This is a genomic window from Variovorax sp. GrIS 2.14 (assembly GCF_046115955.1).
GTDB lineage: Bacteria > Pseudomonadota > Gammaproteobacteria > Burkholderiales > Burkholderiaceae_C > Variovorax.
The window spans coordinates 25,143-39,599 of sequence record NZ_JBJXIA010000008.1 but is presented as its reverse complement, the minus strand read 5'-3'; the positions used below and the strand labels follow the sequence as shown (position 1 = coordinate 39,599).

16 protein-coding genes are annotated in these 14,457 nt (G+C 64.1%); 11 read left to right on the top strand and 5 right to left on the bottom strand.

Translation table 11 applies throughout. The annotated features are described in order from the left end of the window. Positions 1-173: 173 nt before the first annotated feature. From RCH10_RS14475 to RCH10_RS14445, 7 genes are all read left to right on the top strand, one after another. Positions 174-1,196, top strand: a complete 1,023-nt coding sequence (locus RCH10_RS14475) for a LacI family DNA-binding transcriptional regulator (protein WP_187051884.1) — start codon at positions 174-176, stop codon at positions 1,194-1,196. Between the two features lie 19 nt (positions 1,197-1,215). After that, positions 1,216-1,620, top strand: coding sequence for a hypothetical protein (locus tag RCH10_RS14470; RefSeq protein ID WP_323500750.1), 405 nt, complete (start codon positions 1,216-1,218; stop codon positions 1,618-1,620). Further along, positions 1,617-2,759, top strand: coding sequence for an acyl-CoA dehydrogenase family protein (locus RCH10_RS14465; protein ID WP_409052907.1), 1,143 nt, complete (start codon positions 1,617-1,619; stop codon positions 2,757-2,759). Before RCH10_RS14470 ends, RCH10_RS14465 begins: the two co-directional genes overlap by 4 nt. A gap of 13 nt (positions 2,760-2,772) precedes the next feature. Next, entirely contained in the window at positions 2,773-4,365 is a 1,593-nt protein-coding gene (locus tag RCH10_RS14460; protein WP_409052906.1) for an acyl CoA:acetate/3-ketoacid CoA transferase, read from the top strand. Beyond that, the gene (locus tag RCH10_RS14455) at positions 4,362-4,850 is read left to right on the top strand and encodes a MaoC family dehydratase (RefSeq protein WP_409052905.1); all 489 of its coding nucleotides are present in this window, start codon (positions 4,362-4,364) and stop codon (positions 4,848-4,850) included. The genes RCH10_RS14460 and RCH10_RS14455 overlap by 4 nt, the downstream gene beginning before the upstream one ends. Positions 4,851-4,919: 69 nt before the next feature. Continuing rightward, a complete protein-coding gene (locus RCH10_RS14450) occupies positions 4,920-5,759 on the top strand; it encodes an ABC transporter substrate-binding protein (protein ID WP_409052904.1) in 840 nt (279 codons plus the stop codon). A 31-nt stretch (positions 5,760-5,790) separates the two neighbouring features. Beyond that, on the top strand, positions 5,791-6,498 hold the full coding sequence (locus RCH10_RS14445; RefSeq protein ID WP_409052903.1) for an amino acid ABC transporter permease: 708 nt from the start codon (positions 5,791-5,793) through the stop codon (positions 6,496-6,498). 67 nt (positions 6,499-6,565) lie between these two features. On the opposite strand, the gene RCH10_RS14440 is transcribed toward RCH10_RS14445, so the two are convergent. Next, positions 6,566-7,438 (bottom strand): phytanoyl-CoA dioxygenase family protein, encoded by an 873-nt coding sequence (locus tag RCH10_RS14440; protein WP_409052902.1) that lies wholly within the window; start codon positions 7,436-7,438, stop codon positions 6,566-6,568. A gap of 102 nt (positions 7,439-7,540) precedes the next feature. Beyond that, a complete protein-coding gene (locus RCH10_RS14435; RefSeq protein WP_409052901.1) occupies positions 7,541-8,485 on the bottom strand; it encodes a LysR substrate-binding domain-containing protein in 945 nt (314 codons plus the stop codon). Between the two features lie 208 nt (positions 8,486-8,693). Between RCH10_RS14435 and RCH10_RS14430 the strand changes: the two genes are divergently transcribed. Beyond that, positions 8,694-9,539, top strand: coding sequence for a transporter substrate-binding domain-containing protein (locus tag RCH10_RS14430; RefSeq protein ID WP_409052900.1), 846 nt, complete (start codon positions 8,694-8,696; stop codon positions 9,537-9,539). Between the two features lie 9 nt (positions 9,540-9,548). Here the strand turns inward: RCH10_RS14430 and RCH10_RS14425 are convergent, their stop codons facing one another. The 3 genes from RCH10_RS14425 to RCH10_RS14415 are packed head-to-tail and all read right to left on the bottom strand — an operon-like array spanning position 9,549 to position 11,658. Beyond that, positions 9,549-10,352 carry an HpcH/HpaI aldolase family protein gene (locus RCH10_RS14425; protein ID WP_409052899.1) on the bottom strand — a complete coding sequence of 268 codons (804 nt, stop codon included), beginning with the start codon at positions 10,350-10,352 and terminating at the stop codon, positions 9,549-9,551. Position 10,353: 1 nt separating this feature from the next. Next, positions 10,354-10,698: an amidohydrolase family protein gene (locus RCH10_RS14420; protein ID WP_409052898.1), complete on the bottom strand. Its 345-nt coding sequence runs from the start codon at positions 10,696-10,698 to the stop codon at positions 10,354-10,356. Between the two features lie 30 nt (positions 10,699-10,728). Further along, on the bottom strand, positions 10,729-11,658 hold the full coding sequence (locus RCH10_RS14415; protein WP_409052897.1) for a dihydrodipicolinate synthase family protein: 930 nt from the start codon (positions 11,656-11,658) through the stop codon (positions 10,729-10,731). Positions 11,659-12,063: 405 nt separating this feature from the next. On the opposite strand from RCH10_RS14415, the gene RCH10_RS14410 reads away from it, so the two are divergent. From RCH10_RS14410 to RCH10_RS14400, 3 genes are all read left to right on the top strand, one after another. Beyond that, positions 12,064-12,462, top strand: coding sequence for a hypothetical protein (locus tag RCH10_RS14410; RefSeq protein ID WP_409052896.1), 399 nt, complete (start codon positions 12,064-12,066; stop codon positions 12,460-12,462). Positions 12,463-12,534: 72 nt separating this feature from the next. Further along, a complete protein-coding gene (locus RCH10_RS14405) occupies positions 12,535-12,849 on the top strand; it encodes a hypothetical protein (protein WP_409052895.1) in 315 nt (104 codons plus the stop codon). A gap of 402 nt (positions 12,850-13,251) precedes the next feature. Next, positions 13,252-14,451, top strand: a complete 1,200-nt coding sequence (locus tag RCH10_RS14400) for a CaiB/BaiF CoA transferase family protein (protein WP_409052894.1) — start codon at positions 13,252-13,254, stop codon at positions 14,449-14,451. Positions 14,452-14,457 lie beyond the last annotated feature (6 nt).

The window sequence follows — 14,457 nt, the reverse complement described above, 5'->3', positions numbered from 1 at the left end:
ATGAAACCCTGTAGGTAAGGTGCCGGAAGTATGCAACATGACTGGAATCGATTGCAATAACTCGCCTAACCTCAAGGGGAATAGCTAGGGTCAAATTTGACTTGTACGCTGTGCAAGACTTACAGTAAGAGAATGCAATCGTTTTCATTTTTAGCTGTTTATTTGTTTCAGCCATGAGCGTCACCCTGCGCGATGTGGCGCGTGCCGCAGACGTTTCCATCGCTACTGCGTCGCGCGCCCTCGCCGGCTCGAACCTGACCAACCAGGCGACGCAACGGCACGTGGTCGCCGTCGCCGCAGCGCTCGGCTATCGCACCAATACGGCAGCCCGCGCGCTCCGGACGCGCAAGTCGCGCCTCATCGGGCTGACAGTCCACAACCTTGAAAACGCATCCTTTCGCGTGCTGGCCTCGGTCGTGCAGTCCCGCATGCAGACTCTCGGATACCAGGTCATCCTGAGCATCAGCAACGACGATGCCGAGCAGGAACGCGAGATCTTCAAGACCCTCGTGGACCACAACGTCGACGGCGTCATTGCCGTGCCGACCGGCGCCAATGGCGCGGCCCTGCTGGCCATGGAACACGCCGACATTCCGGTCATCTGCGCCGTGCGGCGTGTGGCCGGTGCGTCGCTCGAATCCATCCTGGCCGCCGACATGGATGGCGCGTACGCCGGCACACAACACCTGCTGGGTCTGGGACATCGGCGCATCGGTTTGATCGTGGGGCCTGGTGATACGACTTCGGGCAAGGAACGGCTCGCGGGCTATACCCGGGCCATGCAGGAAGCGGGCCTGCCCATCGATCCGACCCTCATCCACCGCGGTCGCTACGTCCCCGAGACCGGCGTGGCGGGCGCCAACGCGATGCTGTCGCTTCCAGCGCCGCCAACGGCCCTGTTCGTGGCGAACCACGAGTCGTCAGTCGGCGTGCTGCGCGTGATCTCGGAGCGCGGCCTCGCCATCTCACTGGACCTGTCTTTGCTGTTCTACGAAGACTCGCCCTGGTTTCAGTGGCATCGCCCCGCCATCAGCGTTGTCGACAGCGGTGCCGCCGACATGGCGAACCTCGCGGTCGACCGTCTTATGTCCCGCCTCGGCGGCGTGGCCAACAGTGGCCGCGAATACCGCATCGGCTCGCGGCTCGTCGAACGCGCTTCGTGCAGCGCACTGCCCAACACCTCGAGCACGACCTGAAACATCCCCAAAGCAACCCATGCCCTATGTAGAAGTTCTGGCGCCACGCGCCGCCGACACCGGAAAGCGCAAAGTGGTCGAGGCCGTCACCGAGGGCATCGTCCGTGGTTTCGATGTCGCGCCCTCGACGGTGACGATCTATTTCGTACCGATCGCCCACGGCGACTACGCGCACGCCGGCCAGTTCGGCCTGCCCGCGAGCGACAGCCGCGTCTTCGTGAAGGTGCATGCGTATCGCCGCAGCGCTGACCAGCGCCGCGCCGTTGCCGAATCCATGACGCCGGCCATCGCCGCGTGCTTCGACACGGCGGCCCACAACGTCGCCATCTATTTCATGGACCGCGAGCGCGACGAGGTGGCGCACGAAGGCCACCTAGCGAGCGACGAGGTTTCCGAAAGCGCCAAAACCTCTGCTGCGCCATGAATCATTTTTATAACGAAGACCAGATGTCGGTGCGCGATACCGCACGCCGTTTCGCCGAGGCCGCGGTTCTGCCGCGCGCCGCCGCGATCGACCGCGAAGACACCTTCGACCGCACGCTCTATCGCGGCATGGCTGGCCTGGGCCTGTTTGGCATCAGCCTGCCGGAATCGTCGGGCGGCTCGGGCCTGGACACGGTCAGCCTTTGCCTCGTGATGGAGGAAATCGCGCGCTGCTCGGCCGCCATCGGCAATGCTTTCGCCATCCCCGTGGAAGCAGCGCTGTTTCTTCACCATCACGGCAACGAGAGCCAGAAGGCGCTGATCCCCGGCATCCTCGATGGATCGATCGTGTTCGCCACCGCCATGACCGAACCCGACTTCGGCTCCGATGCCGCGAGCATCCAAACCACCGCCCGGGTGACCGACGACGGCTATGTTCTCAACGGCACCAAGGCCTGGGTCACCCTCGGTGGCGTGGCCGACCGCATCATGGTCTTCGCGCGCACCGGCAAGGAAGCCGGCCACCGTTCGATCAGCTGCTTTCTGGTCGATGCGTCGTCACCGGGCGTGAGCCGCGGCAAGAACGAGGAACTGCTGGGCATGCACGGCCTGGAGGATTGCCAGATCGTGCTGCAGGACGTGCATGTGCCCAAGACCGCGCTCATCGGCGCCGAGAACCAGGCCTTCAAGACGGCCATGGGCAACTTCAACTTCAGTCGCCTCCTGATGTCGTCGATGGCGCTGGGCATGGCGCAGGCCGCGATGGAAGACGCGGTGGCCTACGCCACCACGCGCAAGCAGTTCGGCGAGCCGATCATGAACTTCCAGGCCATTCAGTTCATGGTGGCCGACATGTCGACCGACATCGCCGCGGCGCGCCTGCTCATCCACTACGCGTCGCGCGTGTTCGACGCCGGCCTGCCCTACGCCAAGGAAGCGGCGCACGCCAAGCTCTTCACCACCGACATGGCGATGAAGCATGTATCGAACGCGCTGCAGGTGCATGGCGGCAACGGCTACTCGCGCGAGTATCGGATCGAGCGAATCTTCCGTGACGTGCGCCTCGCCCAGATCTACGAAGGCACCAACCAGATCCAGCGCCTGATCATCGCCAAGCAGGTCGAGAAAGAACTGGCCTGAAGGGGCCGCGACCATGATCCATTGCATCACCCCCGACGAAGCCGCTGCGCTGTTGAAAGACGGCGACATGGTGCTGGCCGGCGGCAACGGCGGTTCGGGCGTACCCGAGGCCGTGTTCGAAGCCATCGAACGCCGCTTCCTGTCCGGCGACGGGCCGCACGGCATCACTCTCTTCCACATCACCGGCGTCGGTGCGCTGACAGAAAAAGGCATGTGCCGTTTCGCGCACAAGGGCCTCGTCAAGCGCGTGATCGGCGGTAACTTCGGCATGCAGTTGCCCTTCATGAAGCTGGTGCTCGACCAGGAACTGGAGGCCTACAACTTTCCGCAGGGCGTGATGACGCACCTGTGCCGCGCGATGGCCGGCCGCCAGCCCGGCGTGCTGACGCACGTGGGTCTGGAAACGTACATGGACCCGCGGCAGGAAGGCGGCCGCATGAACGCGCGCACGACTGAAAAGCTGGTCGAACTGGTCGCCATCGACGGCAAGGACTATCTGTTCTATCGCGCGCCCGGCGTGCCTTCAGTGGCGCTGATCCGCGGCACCTCGGCGGATGAAGACGGCTACGTCAGCATGGAACATGAAGCCACTGCGCGAGAAGACCTGTCGATGGCGCAGGCCGTGCACAACGCCGGCGGCACCGTGATCTGCCAGGTCAAGCGTGTCGTCAAGCGCGGCACGCTGCATCCGCACATGGTGAAGATCCCCGGCTTCCTGATCGACCACTTCGTGGTGCAGCCCGATCAGATGCAAACCTACGCGACCCACTTCGATCCGGCGCGCTGCGGCGAGACCATCGTTCCAAGTTCGAGCATCGCGCCCGACCCGCTGGACGCGCGCCGCGTGGTGGCGCGCAGAGCGGCCTTCGAGCTGCGCCCGCGCGACGTGGTGAACCTCGGCGTCGGCCTTTCGGCCATGATCCCCAATGTCGCGGCCGAGGAAGGCATCGACGAGATGATCACGCTCACCGTCGAGTCGGGTGCGGTCGGTGGCGTGCCGGGCCATGCACGCGAGTTCGGCACTTCGGTCAACCCGCGGGTCATCCTCGACCAGTCGTATCAGTTCGACTTCTACGACGGCGGCGGCCTGAGTTGCGCCTTCCTGTCGTTTGCACAGGTCGACAGGCACGGCAACGTCAACGTCACCCGCTTCGGCAAGCGCTATGACGGCGCCGGCGGCTTCATCAACATCACGCAGAACACGAAGCGGCTGGTGTTCAACGGCTCGCTGACCGGTGGCGACTTCGATATCGGCGTGGTCGACAACGCGCTCTCCATCCGCCGCGACGGCAAATTCAAAAAGTTCGTCCCAGAGGTCGACCAGATCAGCTTCTCGGGTCGCCTGGCTCGCGAGCGCGGACAGCACGTGACCTTCATCACCGACCGCGCCGTGTTCGAAATGGAGCCGACTGGCCTCGTGCTGACCGAGATCGCTCCGGGCGTGCGGCTGCAGGAAGACGTGCTCGACCAGATTGGCTTTGCGGTGCGTATCAGCGAATCGATCAAGACCATGGACGAGCGCATTTTCCGGCCCGGACCGATGGGGATTCGCGAGAGCTTCATCGCACAGGCGCCGCGCCACATTGCCGGGCAAGAATCGTCATGACGAGCACGACCTCAGCGACCACCTACCCCGACGTCTACTTCGAGGACGTCGTCATCGGCGCCGAGATGCGCAGCGCCAGCCACGTGGTGAATGCCGAAGACATCGGCAGCTTTTGCGGCCTTACGCGCGACCACCATCCGCTGCACACCGATGCCGCCTACGCGCGCTCGCGCGGCTTTCCCGGCGTGATCGCGCATGGCCTTTTCGGCGTGGCGCTCATGGAAGGCCTCAAGACCGAAATGAAGATCTACGAGAACAGCTCCATCGCCTCGCTGGGCTGGGATCGGGTGCGCTTCTTGCAACCCGTTGTTGCAGGCGACGAGGTTCACGTGGTGTTCCGCTTCACCGAAAAAAGAATGTCCGCACGCGGTGGCCGCGGCGTGGTCACAGAGGCGCTGCAGTTGATCAATCAATGCGGCGACAGCGTGATCGAGGCAGTGCATACGGCGCTGGTTTTGTGTCGGCCCGCCGACACCGCGCCCTGAGTCGTTTGCCGTCAGTCTCCCTTCCCTTCCCGTTAATTCAACCCATCCCGGCGTTCACGAAAGACTCTCATGCAACTCTCCAAATTGATCTGCAGCCTTTTCATCGGTGCCACGCTGTGCGGGCAAGCCATGGCGCAAAGCTGCGCGCCCAAGGTTTCGGCCGACCATCTGGTCGCGCCCGGCAAGCTGCAGATGTCGATCAACCCGACCCTGCCGCCGCAACAGTTCGTCGATGACAAGGGCGAACTGCAAGGCCTCAACGTCGAGCTCGGCCGTGCCGTCGCGCAGAAGCTGTGCTTGGAGGCCGTGTTCGTCCGCATGGACATGCCGCCGATGGTGCCCGCGCTGCAAGCCGGCCGGTTCGACGCCATCAACACGGGGATGTTCTGGACCGAAGAACGCTCCAAGCTGATGTTCATGATCCCTTATGGCCAGCAAGCCATGAGCATCTTCACCACGCCAAGCAGCACGTTCAAGATCACCAAGTTCGAAGACCTGTCGGGTCATGTGGTGGGCATCGAAACCGGCACCTACCAGGAACGCAAGTCGCGCGAGTTCAACGCACTGATGGTCGAAAAGGGCCTGAAGACGATTGACTTCCGCACCTTCCAGACCGCTTCGGAAACCACCGCCGCCTTGCGCGCCGGCCAGCTCGAAGCCGCCATCAACTCCGACGACACCGCGCTCTCGTATGTCGAACGCGGCATCGCCAAAGTCTGGGTCAGCGGCATCTACGGCACCGACATCACGCTGGACTTCCGCGACAAGACCACCGCGCTCGCCGTGTCGGATGCACTCAAGCAGATTAAGACGGAAGGCACGTACGACAAACTGTTCGACAAGTTCAAAATGACGCGCCTCAAAGACCCGAGCTTCGACATCCGCGGCCCAGGCCCTGCCCCCAAGTAATCCGTCTCGCTGATTCCGCCAAGGGCCGACCGTGTTCAATTTCGATGCTTATCTGTCTTACCTGATCAACCCCTACTTGCTGGGGGGTGTCGGGATCACGATCGGGCTGACGGTTGCCACGATCATCCTCGGCCTGGCGCTGGCTTTGCCGCTGGCGCTCGGCCGCATGTCGAGCGACCGGCTTTTCTCGGTGCCGGCGCGGCTCTATGTGTGGATCTTTCGCGGCACGCCGCTGCTTGTGCAGATCGTCATCATCTACACCGGCCTGCCACAGCTGGGCATTCGATTCGACGTGCTCACCTCGGCCGTACTGGCGCTCAGCCTGAACGAGGCGGCCTACCTGTCGGAGACGATACGGGCCGGTTTTTCGGCCGTCGCCAAGGGCCAGATCGAAGCCGCCAAAGCGCTCAGTCTGTCGCGCTTTGCAACGCTCAGGCTCGTTACGCTGCCGCAAGTGATCCGGATCATCATTCCGCCGCTCGGCAACTCGTTCAACGGGTTGCTGAAGGCCACGTCGCTGGCGTCCGTCATCTCGATGGAAGAGCTGATGCGCCGCGCCCAGGTGGTGATGCAGGCCAAGTTCGAAGTGCTCGAGCTGTACTGCGTCGCCGCCACCTTCTACCTCGTCCTGACTTCGCTGTGGGACATCGTGCAGGGCCGCCTCGAACGGCACTATGGCAAGGGCTATGCAGCCGACGAAAAGAGGATGCCCGCGATGCGCGCGCCGGTCGCGGCCTGACGCCGGAGCTGCGGGCTGCAGCTGCCGGCCAAGAGTGGCCAGCAGCGCCGGCGTTCGACTTAGTCGATCAATCGGTCTTGGCGCCGATCGTCTTCAGCGCCGGCTGATCCCGGTGGCGGGCGCCGTACATGTTGCGCAAGCGCATGTCGGCCGCCTTGGCATGAGCGGCGCGCGCGGCGTCATCGAGGTCGCTCGCAGGCGCCGGCTCGTGATCGAAATAGTTGTGGATATCGACACCACGCACCAGTGAAGCCGACTCCCGCTCGGTCAGGCTGCGCACCGATGTCGCGAGGTAGCGCGCCGCCACGCCGATGCGGCTGTCCCACCCTTTGTTCATGCCCGATGCATGCAGCGTGCGGCTGTCATGCACCGACACCTCACCGGCGCGCAGCAGCACATCGACCGCACGCGATTCGTCCACGCCTTTGGCAACCTGGCCGCTGATCAGCATGTTCTTCTCGCTGGCCTGCGTAACTATTTCGAGGCGGGGCGCAACGTGGCTGCCGGGGATGTAGCGCAGCGGCCCGTTGTCGGCATTGACGTCAGACAGCGCGATCCATACCGTGACCTGGATCTGCGGCTCGATGTGCCAGTAGGTGTCGTCGACATGCCAGGGCACAAAGCGCTCGTCACCCGCCCCCTTGATGAAGAACTCCGTCGACCAGAGCAGGATGTCCGGCCCCACCACTTGCTGCGCCAGGTCGAGCACCGCGGGCTCGCGCACGAGGTCTGCCAGCCAGGTGAAAAGCAGGTGAGGCTTCTGCGTGTACAGGCCTTGAAACTTGCCGCCGAGCGAGGCTTGCGAGGCCTCCAGTTTGCGGCGGTAGTCGGCCGCTTTCTCCGGGCTCAGCGCACGGATGGGGAACTGGAAGCCATCGGTTTGATAGCGGGCCGACAACGTGACGGGGTGGACGGTTTGATCGGAGGCAGTGGCGCTCAATGGATTCCTTTGCGGGGCAATGGTGTTGCCGAAGCATGATCCATTCCAGAACGTCTACGAAGTGCACACCACGCTCGAGGCGCTGACGCGCCGACTCGAAAGTTAAGCCGTGTCCTCTTTGTCGTCGCTGCGCGCGATGCGGCTCTGCATGTACTGCAACGCATGCGTGATGAACGCCTGCGCCAACCTTGCGCGGGGTTTGTCGCGCACGAACAGCCCGCACACCGGAATCGCGATGCGCGGCCTGAAGCGATGCACGTCGAAGGCCGGTTCCGTCGATTGATGCGCCGTCATTTCATCGACGAAGCCGATGCCCAATCCCCTGGCGACCAGAGGGCTCACGATGTTGGCGAAGCGCGCCTCGATGTCTGGGTGATAGTGATGGGACGAACGCTCGAAAGCCTGCGCGATCATGGCGCCCAGGGGGCTTACCGGCGGCGGCCCGACAACGCGGCGCCCCCGCAGATCGAAGGGCGTCAGCACGGGCAACCCCGCCAGCACGTCGCCCTTCGGCGAGATGCACATCATCTCGGCCTCGACGAGCACTTCGCGCGTCAGGCTCGGGCGCACCGGAGGCTTCATCGCGATGCCGAGGTCGGCGCTGCCGCTTTCGACACCTTCGAGCAACGGCTCCATCCGCATGGCTTCGATCGTCACCTGCACGTCCGGATGGTCGGCCATGAAGAGCGCCAGCACCGGCGGAATGAGGTACTGCGAAAGCTCCGACGTTGTGTGGATGCGCAACACGCCGGCGCGCCCGGTGCGCAAATCCCAGGCCTTGCGCTGCACGGCTTCGTGCACGAGGAACAGCGGCTCAGCGTCGGCCATGAGCAGTTGCGCATCTGCCGTCGGCACCAGCCGATTGCTCACCCGGTCGAACAGCGCGATGCCGAGCTTGCTCTCTGTCAGCTTGATGGCGTTGCTCACCGCCGGCTGCGACATGCCGAGCTCTTCAGCGGCGCCGATGGTGGTCCGGTAGCGCATGACCGCGCGGAGCACTTCTAGCTGACGAAGGTTGATGAGCGAACGAAATTGAGGGTCGGACATGGCGATGGATTCAGACCCGACAGAGCATTGGGTCGCACCATGATAGCGGTCGATTTCGGTGCGCCGTACGCACCATCACGACGTATATCGGCGGCCTATAGTCCGCCCCTTCAACTGAATTGAACGCACTCCTTCGCACTCGCTATTCTTTTTATTTTCCAGCCGCGACGCTCGTTGCGCAGGTCTCTTCGTCAATCCAGGAATCATCATGAAATTCGCCCTTCTGCGCAGCGTCATTGCCATCGCCGTGCTCGCCGGTCCGCTCTCCGGCATGGTCGTTTCCGCACAGACCTGCACCCCCACCATCCCGAAGACCGAGCTGGTCTCCGAGGGCAAGATCATGCTGTCGACCAACCCCACACTGCCGCCACTGCAGTTCGTCGATGCATCAGGCGAATTGAAGGGCATGAACATCGACCTCGCCGCCGAACTCGGCAAGCGTCTGTGCCTCAAGGCCGAGACCGTCCGGATGGATTTCCCGGCCATGATCGGTGCGCTGAAGTCCGCCCGTTTCGACGGGATCAACACCGGCATGTTCTTCACCGAAGAACGCTCCAAGGTGATGTGGACCATTCCGTACGCGATGGCCGCGATCGACATCGTCGCGCTGCCGGGCAGCAAGCGAACCATTGCGTCGTCGGAAGCGCTCACCGATCTCAGCATCGGCGTAGAGGCCGATTCGTACCAGGAGCGCTGGCTGAAGGAGCGCGAGAAAGACAACGTCGCCAAGGGCCGCAAGTCGCTCAAGATCCTGTCTTTCCCGACCGCCAGCGAAGTCATGGCCGGCTTGCGTGCCGGCCAGTTCGACGTCGCCGCGTTCCCCAACTACGCGGGGGGTGCTTTCGTGAAAGCCGGTCAGGTCACGATGTTGTTGCCGGCCCAGGGTGCCTCGCCGACCATGATGAGCTTTCGCTCGAAGGTGGTGGCCGATGCCGTCGTCAAGGCCTTCAACGACATGATCAAGGACGGCACCTACGACCGCGTGCTCGACCAGTACGGCATGACCAAGCTGCCGGAGAAAGTCATTGCAATCCGTGGCACCGGCCCGGTGTAATCGGCGGCGTCAGGATCGCAGCGAGGCCACGCGTGCTTCGCCAGCGGCCAGCAGCAAGTCGATGTCGTTGCTGGTCAGCACGAAGCGCATGCCGGCCTCGATGTGACGGCGCAGCAGCGCCGGGTCGACGATGCCGGCCAGGCCTGCGTGCTTGCCATGTGCCTTGCAAGCAGCGATGACCGTTGCGAAAGCGGCCTCGATGGCCGGATCTTGGAGCTGCCCCGGGATGCCCAACTCCAGCGAGAGGTCGTTGCTGCCGATGAGCAGCACGTCGACACCCGGCACCGCGGCGATGCTGTCGGCATTCGCGATAGCGCGTGGCGATTCGAGCATCACGATGCACAGCAACTCGGCGTTGGCAGCCGCCATAGCGTCTGGTGCCGGATGGCGCTTGTAGTCGAAGTGCGGCTGCAGGCCGAAGAACGACCGCATGCCGTAAGGCGGGTATTTGCAGGCGCGCACCGCCGCGGCGGCCTCGTCGGCATCGTCGACGTGCGGAATGATGATGCCTTGCGCGCCACCATCGAGCAGCCTCGAGATGTCTGGCGAGTTCTTGCCCGGCACACGCACCAGCGGCGCGATGCCGAGCGGTAAAGCAGCCGCAGAAATATTGGCCGCAGCGGCGGCATCGACCGGCGAATGCTCTATGTCGATGAACAGAAAGTCAAAGCCGCAGCGCAATGCGAGGCCGGCCACCGCAGCGCCGGTGAACTGCTGCACACCCATGCCGAGAACGGTCTCGCCGGCCTCCAAACGACGGCGCGCCAAGTTGGGTCGGATCATCTGAGAGACCTTGGGAACGATCGGTGCCATCTCAGTAGCCTCCTACTTCACCGCGCACCTGGAACTGGCCGCGTCCGGGTCGACCGAGCCACTGCTCGCCGTCGACGATGAGTTCGCCGCGCGAGGCCTCCGCGCGCGTGCCCGACTCGTAGTCGTCGCAGGTGGTCGAGTCGCCGAAGGTGTTGTCGAGATGCGTGTGGACATCGACGCCGCCGGGCAGCACCCGCAGACCGGCGGCGTCGATCACCTGCGTGTCAGGCCCGACGTCGAGGTGCTTGCCGATGGCGGCGATCTGGCCGTCTTCGAGCAGCAAGTCGGCGCGGTAGTCGTCGACCGCAGTGACGATGCGGCCGTTGCGGATCAGGGTTTTGGTCATGGGCTTCTTGTGTGGGAGTCTTCGCGAATTTCAGAGTCCGGCGGCTCGCAACGCCTGCGCCAACATGGCGATTTCATCGGCTGGCAGCGGGCCCATCGGCGGCCGCATCGCATCGCTCGGGATGCGGCCGAGGAGCTTCAGGCAGGCCTTGAGACGCGCGTTGGCATGGCCGCCCGGTGCGGTGCCGTAGATGGCTTTCGCCAATTGATAGATGCGGTCGTTGAAAGCGCGCGCCGCAGCGAGGTCGCCCGCCTCCATCGCGCGGTACAGGCCGACGACCAACTCCGGCGTGATGCAGGCCAGGCTCACCAGGCTGCCTTCGGTGCCGATCGCGAAGCAGGTCAGCAAGTGCTCGTCGCCCGACGCCATCACCATCACGTTCGGCGCGACGCGTTGCACCATCCGCCGGTTCGCCTCGTAAGCGGCGCTCTCCCAGCTGCCCTCCTTGATGCCGATGACGTTGGGCAACTGCACCAGCCGCTCCAGCACGTCGGCCGTGTAGCCGAGCGTGCCGGCGCGCACGCCGGCCTGGTAGAGAAAGAGCGGCAGGCGGCTGTTGGCGGTGGCGATGCGGTGGTGCCGCACGGCCAAGTCCGCATCCTGCGAAAGCGCCCAGGAGAACGGCGGGAACACCAGCACCGCGTCGGCACCGGCCTGCGCCGCGTCGTCGACATGGCGCTGCGCTTCGAGGCTGTCTTCGGCGTTGATGCCGCACACCAGCAGCGTGTGTGCCGGACACGCTTGGCGGGCAATCTCGACCACGCGGCGCTTGTCTTCGCGGCCGAACATGAAGTTCTCGCCGGCGTGGCCGTTGATCAGGAGGCCGGTGATGCCGTCGGCGCGTGACACCGAGGACAGGTGTGCGGCCAGAGTGTCTTCGTCGATGCTGCCATCGGGGAGCAGCGGGCACACGGTGGCGGCGTGGATGCCGCGGAAGTGGTCGAAGGGTTCGGAGGACATGGCGGCACGCGGTAGAAGACTGCGGCCACCTTAGCCGCGCGGCGCAGAGCGGATCAATGCGTTTTGGGGGCGGGACTATAAGTGCGTCGAATAGGCTGCAGTGGGCTGACGCTATCGCGGATGTGAGCAGATCATGAAGTTGGGCACGTCGGCTGGAAAGACAGCTTGCGCGACTACTGCCGGCCGTCTTTGCGGGGCCAGGGCCACAACCATGACGCGCGCTATTGAACGGGCGGGGTGACCAGGTCTTTCCTGCGGTCTGCGATCGTCTGGTGCTAGTCCGAACCGACGAGTTGCGCGGGTAATTTCGATGACCGCTATGCAGCGGTTGCTGTCGGTCGTGCCGTGCCAGCGGCGGGCTACTATCGGCCACAACCGGACTTTCAACAACCACTATCTAACTACGTGTTCTTCGCCTTGAACTTTTTCAATATTCTCAAAAGAACGGAGATGGCCGCGCTCGTCGCCTTGCTCGTCGTGTCGCTTGCGGCTGCAGCATTTGTTGGGACACAGAACTACGTGGCAGACGCTCCGGTTTTGTCGACGCCGAATGCTGCTGCACTGACGTTCACTTATGCTTTTGTTATAGGCTGCGGCCCTGCTTTCCTACTGGGGGCACCTCTTTACTCCGCTCTTCACCAATGCGGATGGGCGACTTGGAGTGCCGCCACGGCTTTGGGTGTGCTTCCGGGAATGTTGTTTCTACTGCTCGATGCGGAACGCTTATTTGCGCAGTGGTTTCTTGTGTGCGGGCTAGCTGTTGCTCTGCTTACGCACGCTGTATATAAACGTTGGCAGAGGTAGTTCAGCCTATGTGCGGTATGCCAACTTTCGGCCAACTGCAGACGTTCGCCAGAGCCACAGAAAAGGTGCCCGTTGAAAGCCATCACCGTCGAAATCACGCGCCTCGTTGACGACAGCGCGTATCCACGCCTGGTGGAATGCCTCCTGGTCGACGCGCAAGGCCATGCCCATCGGTTCGTTGAAAAGGACGCCGTCGTGAGTGCCACACCGGTCATCGTCGTTGGGCTCCCCCGGCCGGGCGTTCTGGCTTGCGAGGTCGAGTTGGAGTGTGTGGACGCAGCAGGCCGGGCGTTGGTCCGTGTGTCGACGACGAGGCCTTGGGGAGTCGAGTCCACCGCCGGAAGCAGCACCTTTGTTCTGCTGGCCGAGCAGCTCCAAGAGGTCTGAGCATCGGGCAGAATCCGGCCTAAGCGAACTTCTGCTTTGGGCCACTAGCCTGACGCTCGCTCCACAACATAGATTGCATGTCGTGGGGCGGGGTGAGGGCTGTGCCCCGGACAACTTCAGGTGACCTCCGCGGTCGTTGCGCAGGTCCGCTTCAGGTGCCCAAGCGGCCATTCGATGCGCGGAACTGGACGTCGGCAATCAGTCTTAAATGGTCGTTCGGCCCGCGGCACTGAAGGACCGTTTCTAGCTGAATCAACCGACCGGCGGACGCGACACAGTGACGCCGCGCGACAGCTATCCAGTCCACTGATAGTCCCGCGCGGAATTTGAATAGGCCGCCACGGCCTTCCCGCGCCGCGCCGCGACTATTCTGAAAAGCAGCCCCGCTCTTCAGGAACCCCCATGCTCTCCGGCTTCAAGGTCATCAGCTTCAACCACTTCCACGCCGGCCCGATGGCGGCTCAGCTGCTGGCCGACATGGGCGCGGACGTTATCGCGGTGGAGCCGCTCGATGGCGCCTTTCACCGCAACTGGGCGGTCGCCAACCACTTCGTTGCGGGCCAGAGCGTGAACCTGCTGACGACCGGTCGCAACAAGCGCAGCCTGGCGCTCGACATGAAGTCGGAGGCTGGCAAGGCGGTCGCGCGCAAGCTGGTGGAAAACGCCGACGTGGTGATGGAGAACTTCCGGCCCGGTGCGATGGCACGCCTGGGCCTGGGCTACGAACAGGTCAAGGCCTTCAACCTGCGCATCGTCTACGCATCGGTCAGCGGCTACGGCGCCAGCGGGCCTGACCGCGACTTGCCGGGGCAAGACCTGTTGCTGCAAGCGCGCTCCGGATTCGCCGCACGCACCGGACGCGCCGACGGGCCGCCGACGCCGGCCGGCCCTGTCATCGTCGACCAGCACGCCGCGTCGTTGCTGGCGATGGGCATCCTCGCCGCACTGCTGTCGCGCGAGCGCACCGGGCAAGGTCGCCTGGTCGAAGGCAGCCTGTTGCAATCGGCCATCGACCTGCAGGCCGAGTCGATGACGGCGTGGATGAACGGCGCGCGCTCGGCGACCTCGCGCGGCCCGCACGGGCTTGCGAGCTGGTGCGGATCGGGGCCGTCGGGCATCCACGCGACAGCCGACGGTCACATGGCGATCTCGATGGCGGCGCCGGCCGATCTGGCAGTGGCACTCGACCTGCCCGAACTCGCCGGTTTCGACACCGCCGACAGCTTTTCGAAGAGCACCGAGATCACGCGCATCGTCGCGCAGCGCATGCCCGCGCGCACCACCGCGGAATGGCTGCCGTTGCTGGCCGCGCGCGGCATCTGGCACATGCCGGTGAAAGATTACGACGAGCTCCGCGACGATGCGCAGCTCGCGCACTTGGGCGTGTTCATCGATGCCGAGAGCGTCGAGGGCGCGCCGATCACGATGCTCAACCACCCGTTGCGTTACGACGGCGCGGCGCCTCCCGTGCGATGGGCGCCGCAACGGCTCGGCATGCAGACGCGCGAGGTGCTTAGCGAGATCGGCTATGGCGCCGACGAGATCGATGCGCTGATTGCTTCGCGAGCGGTCGGCGAACCGCCGGCGCCCTCCTCCAACTGATCACAT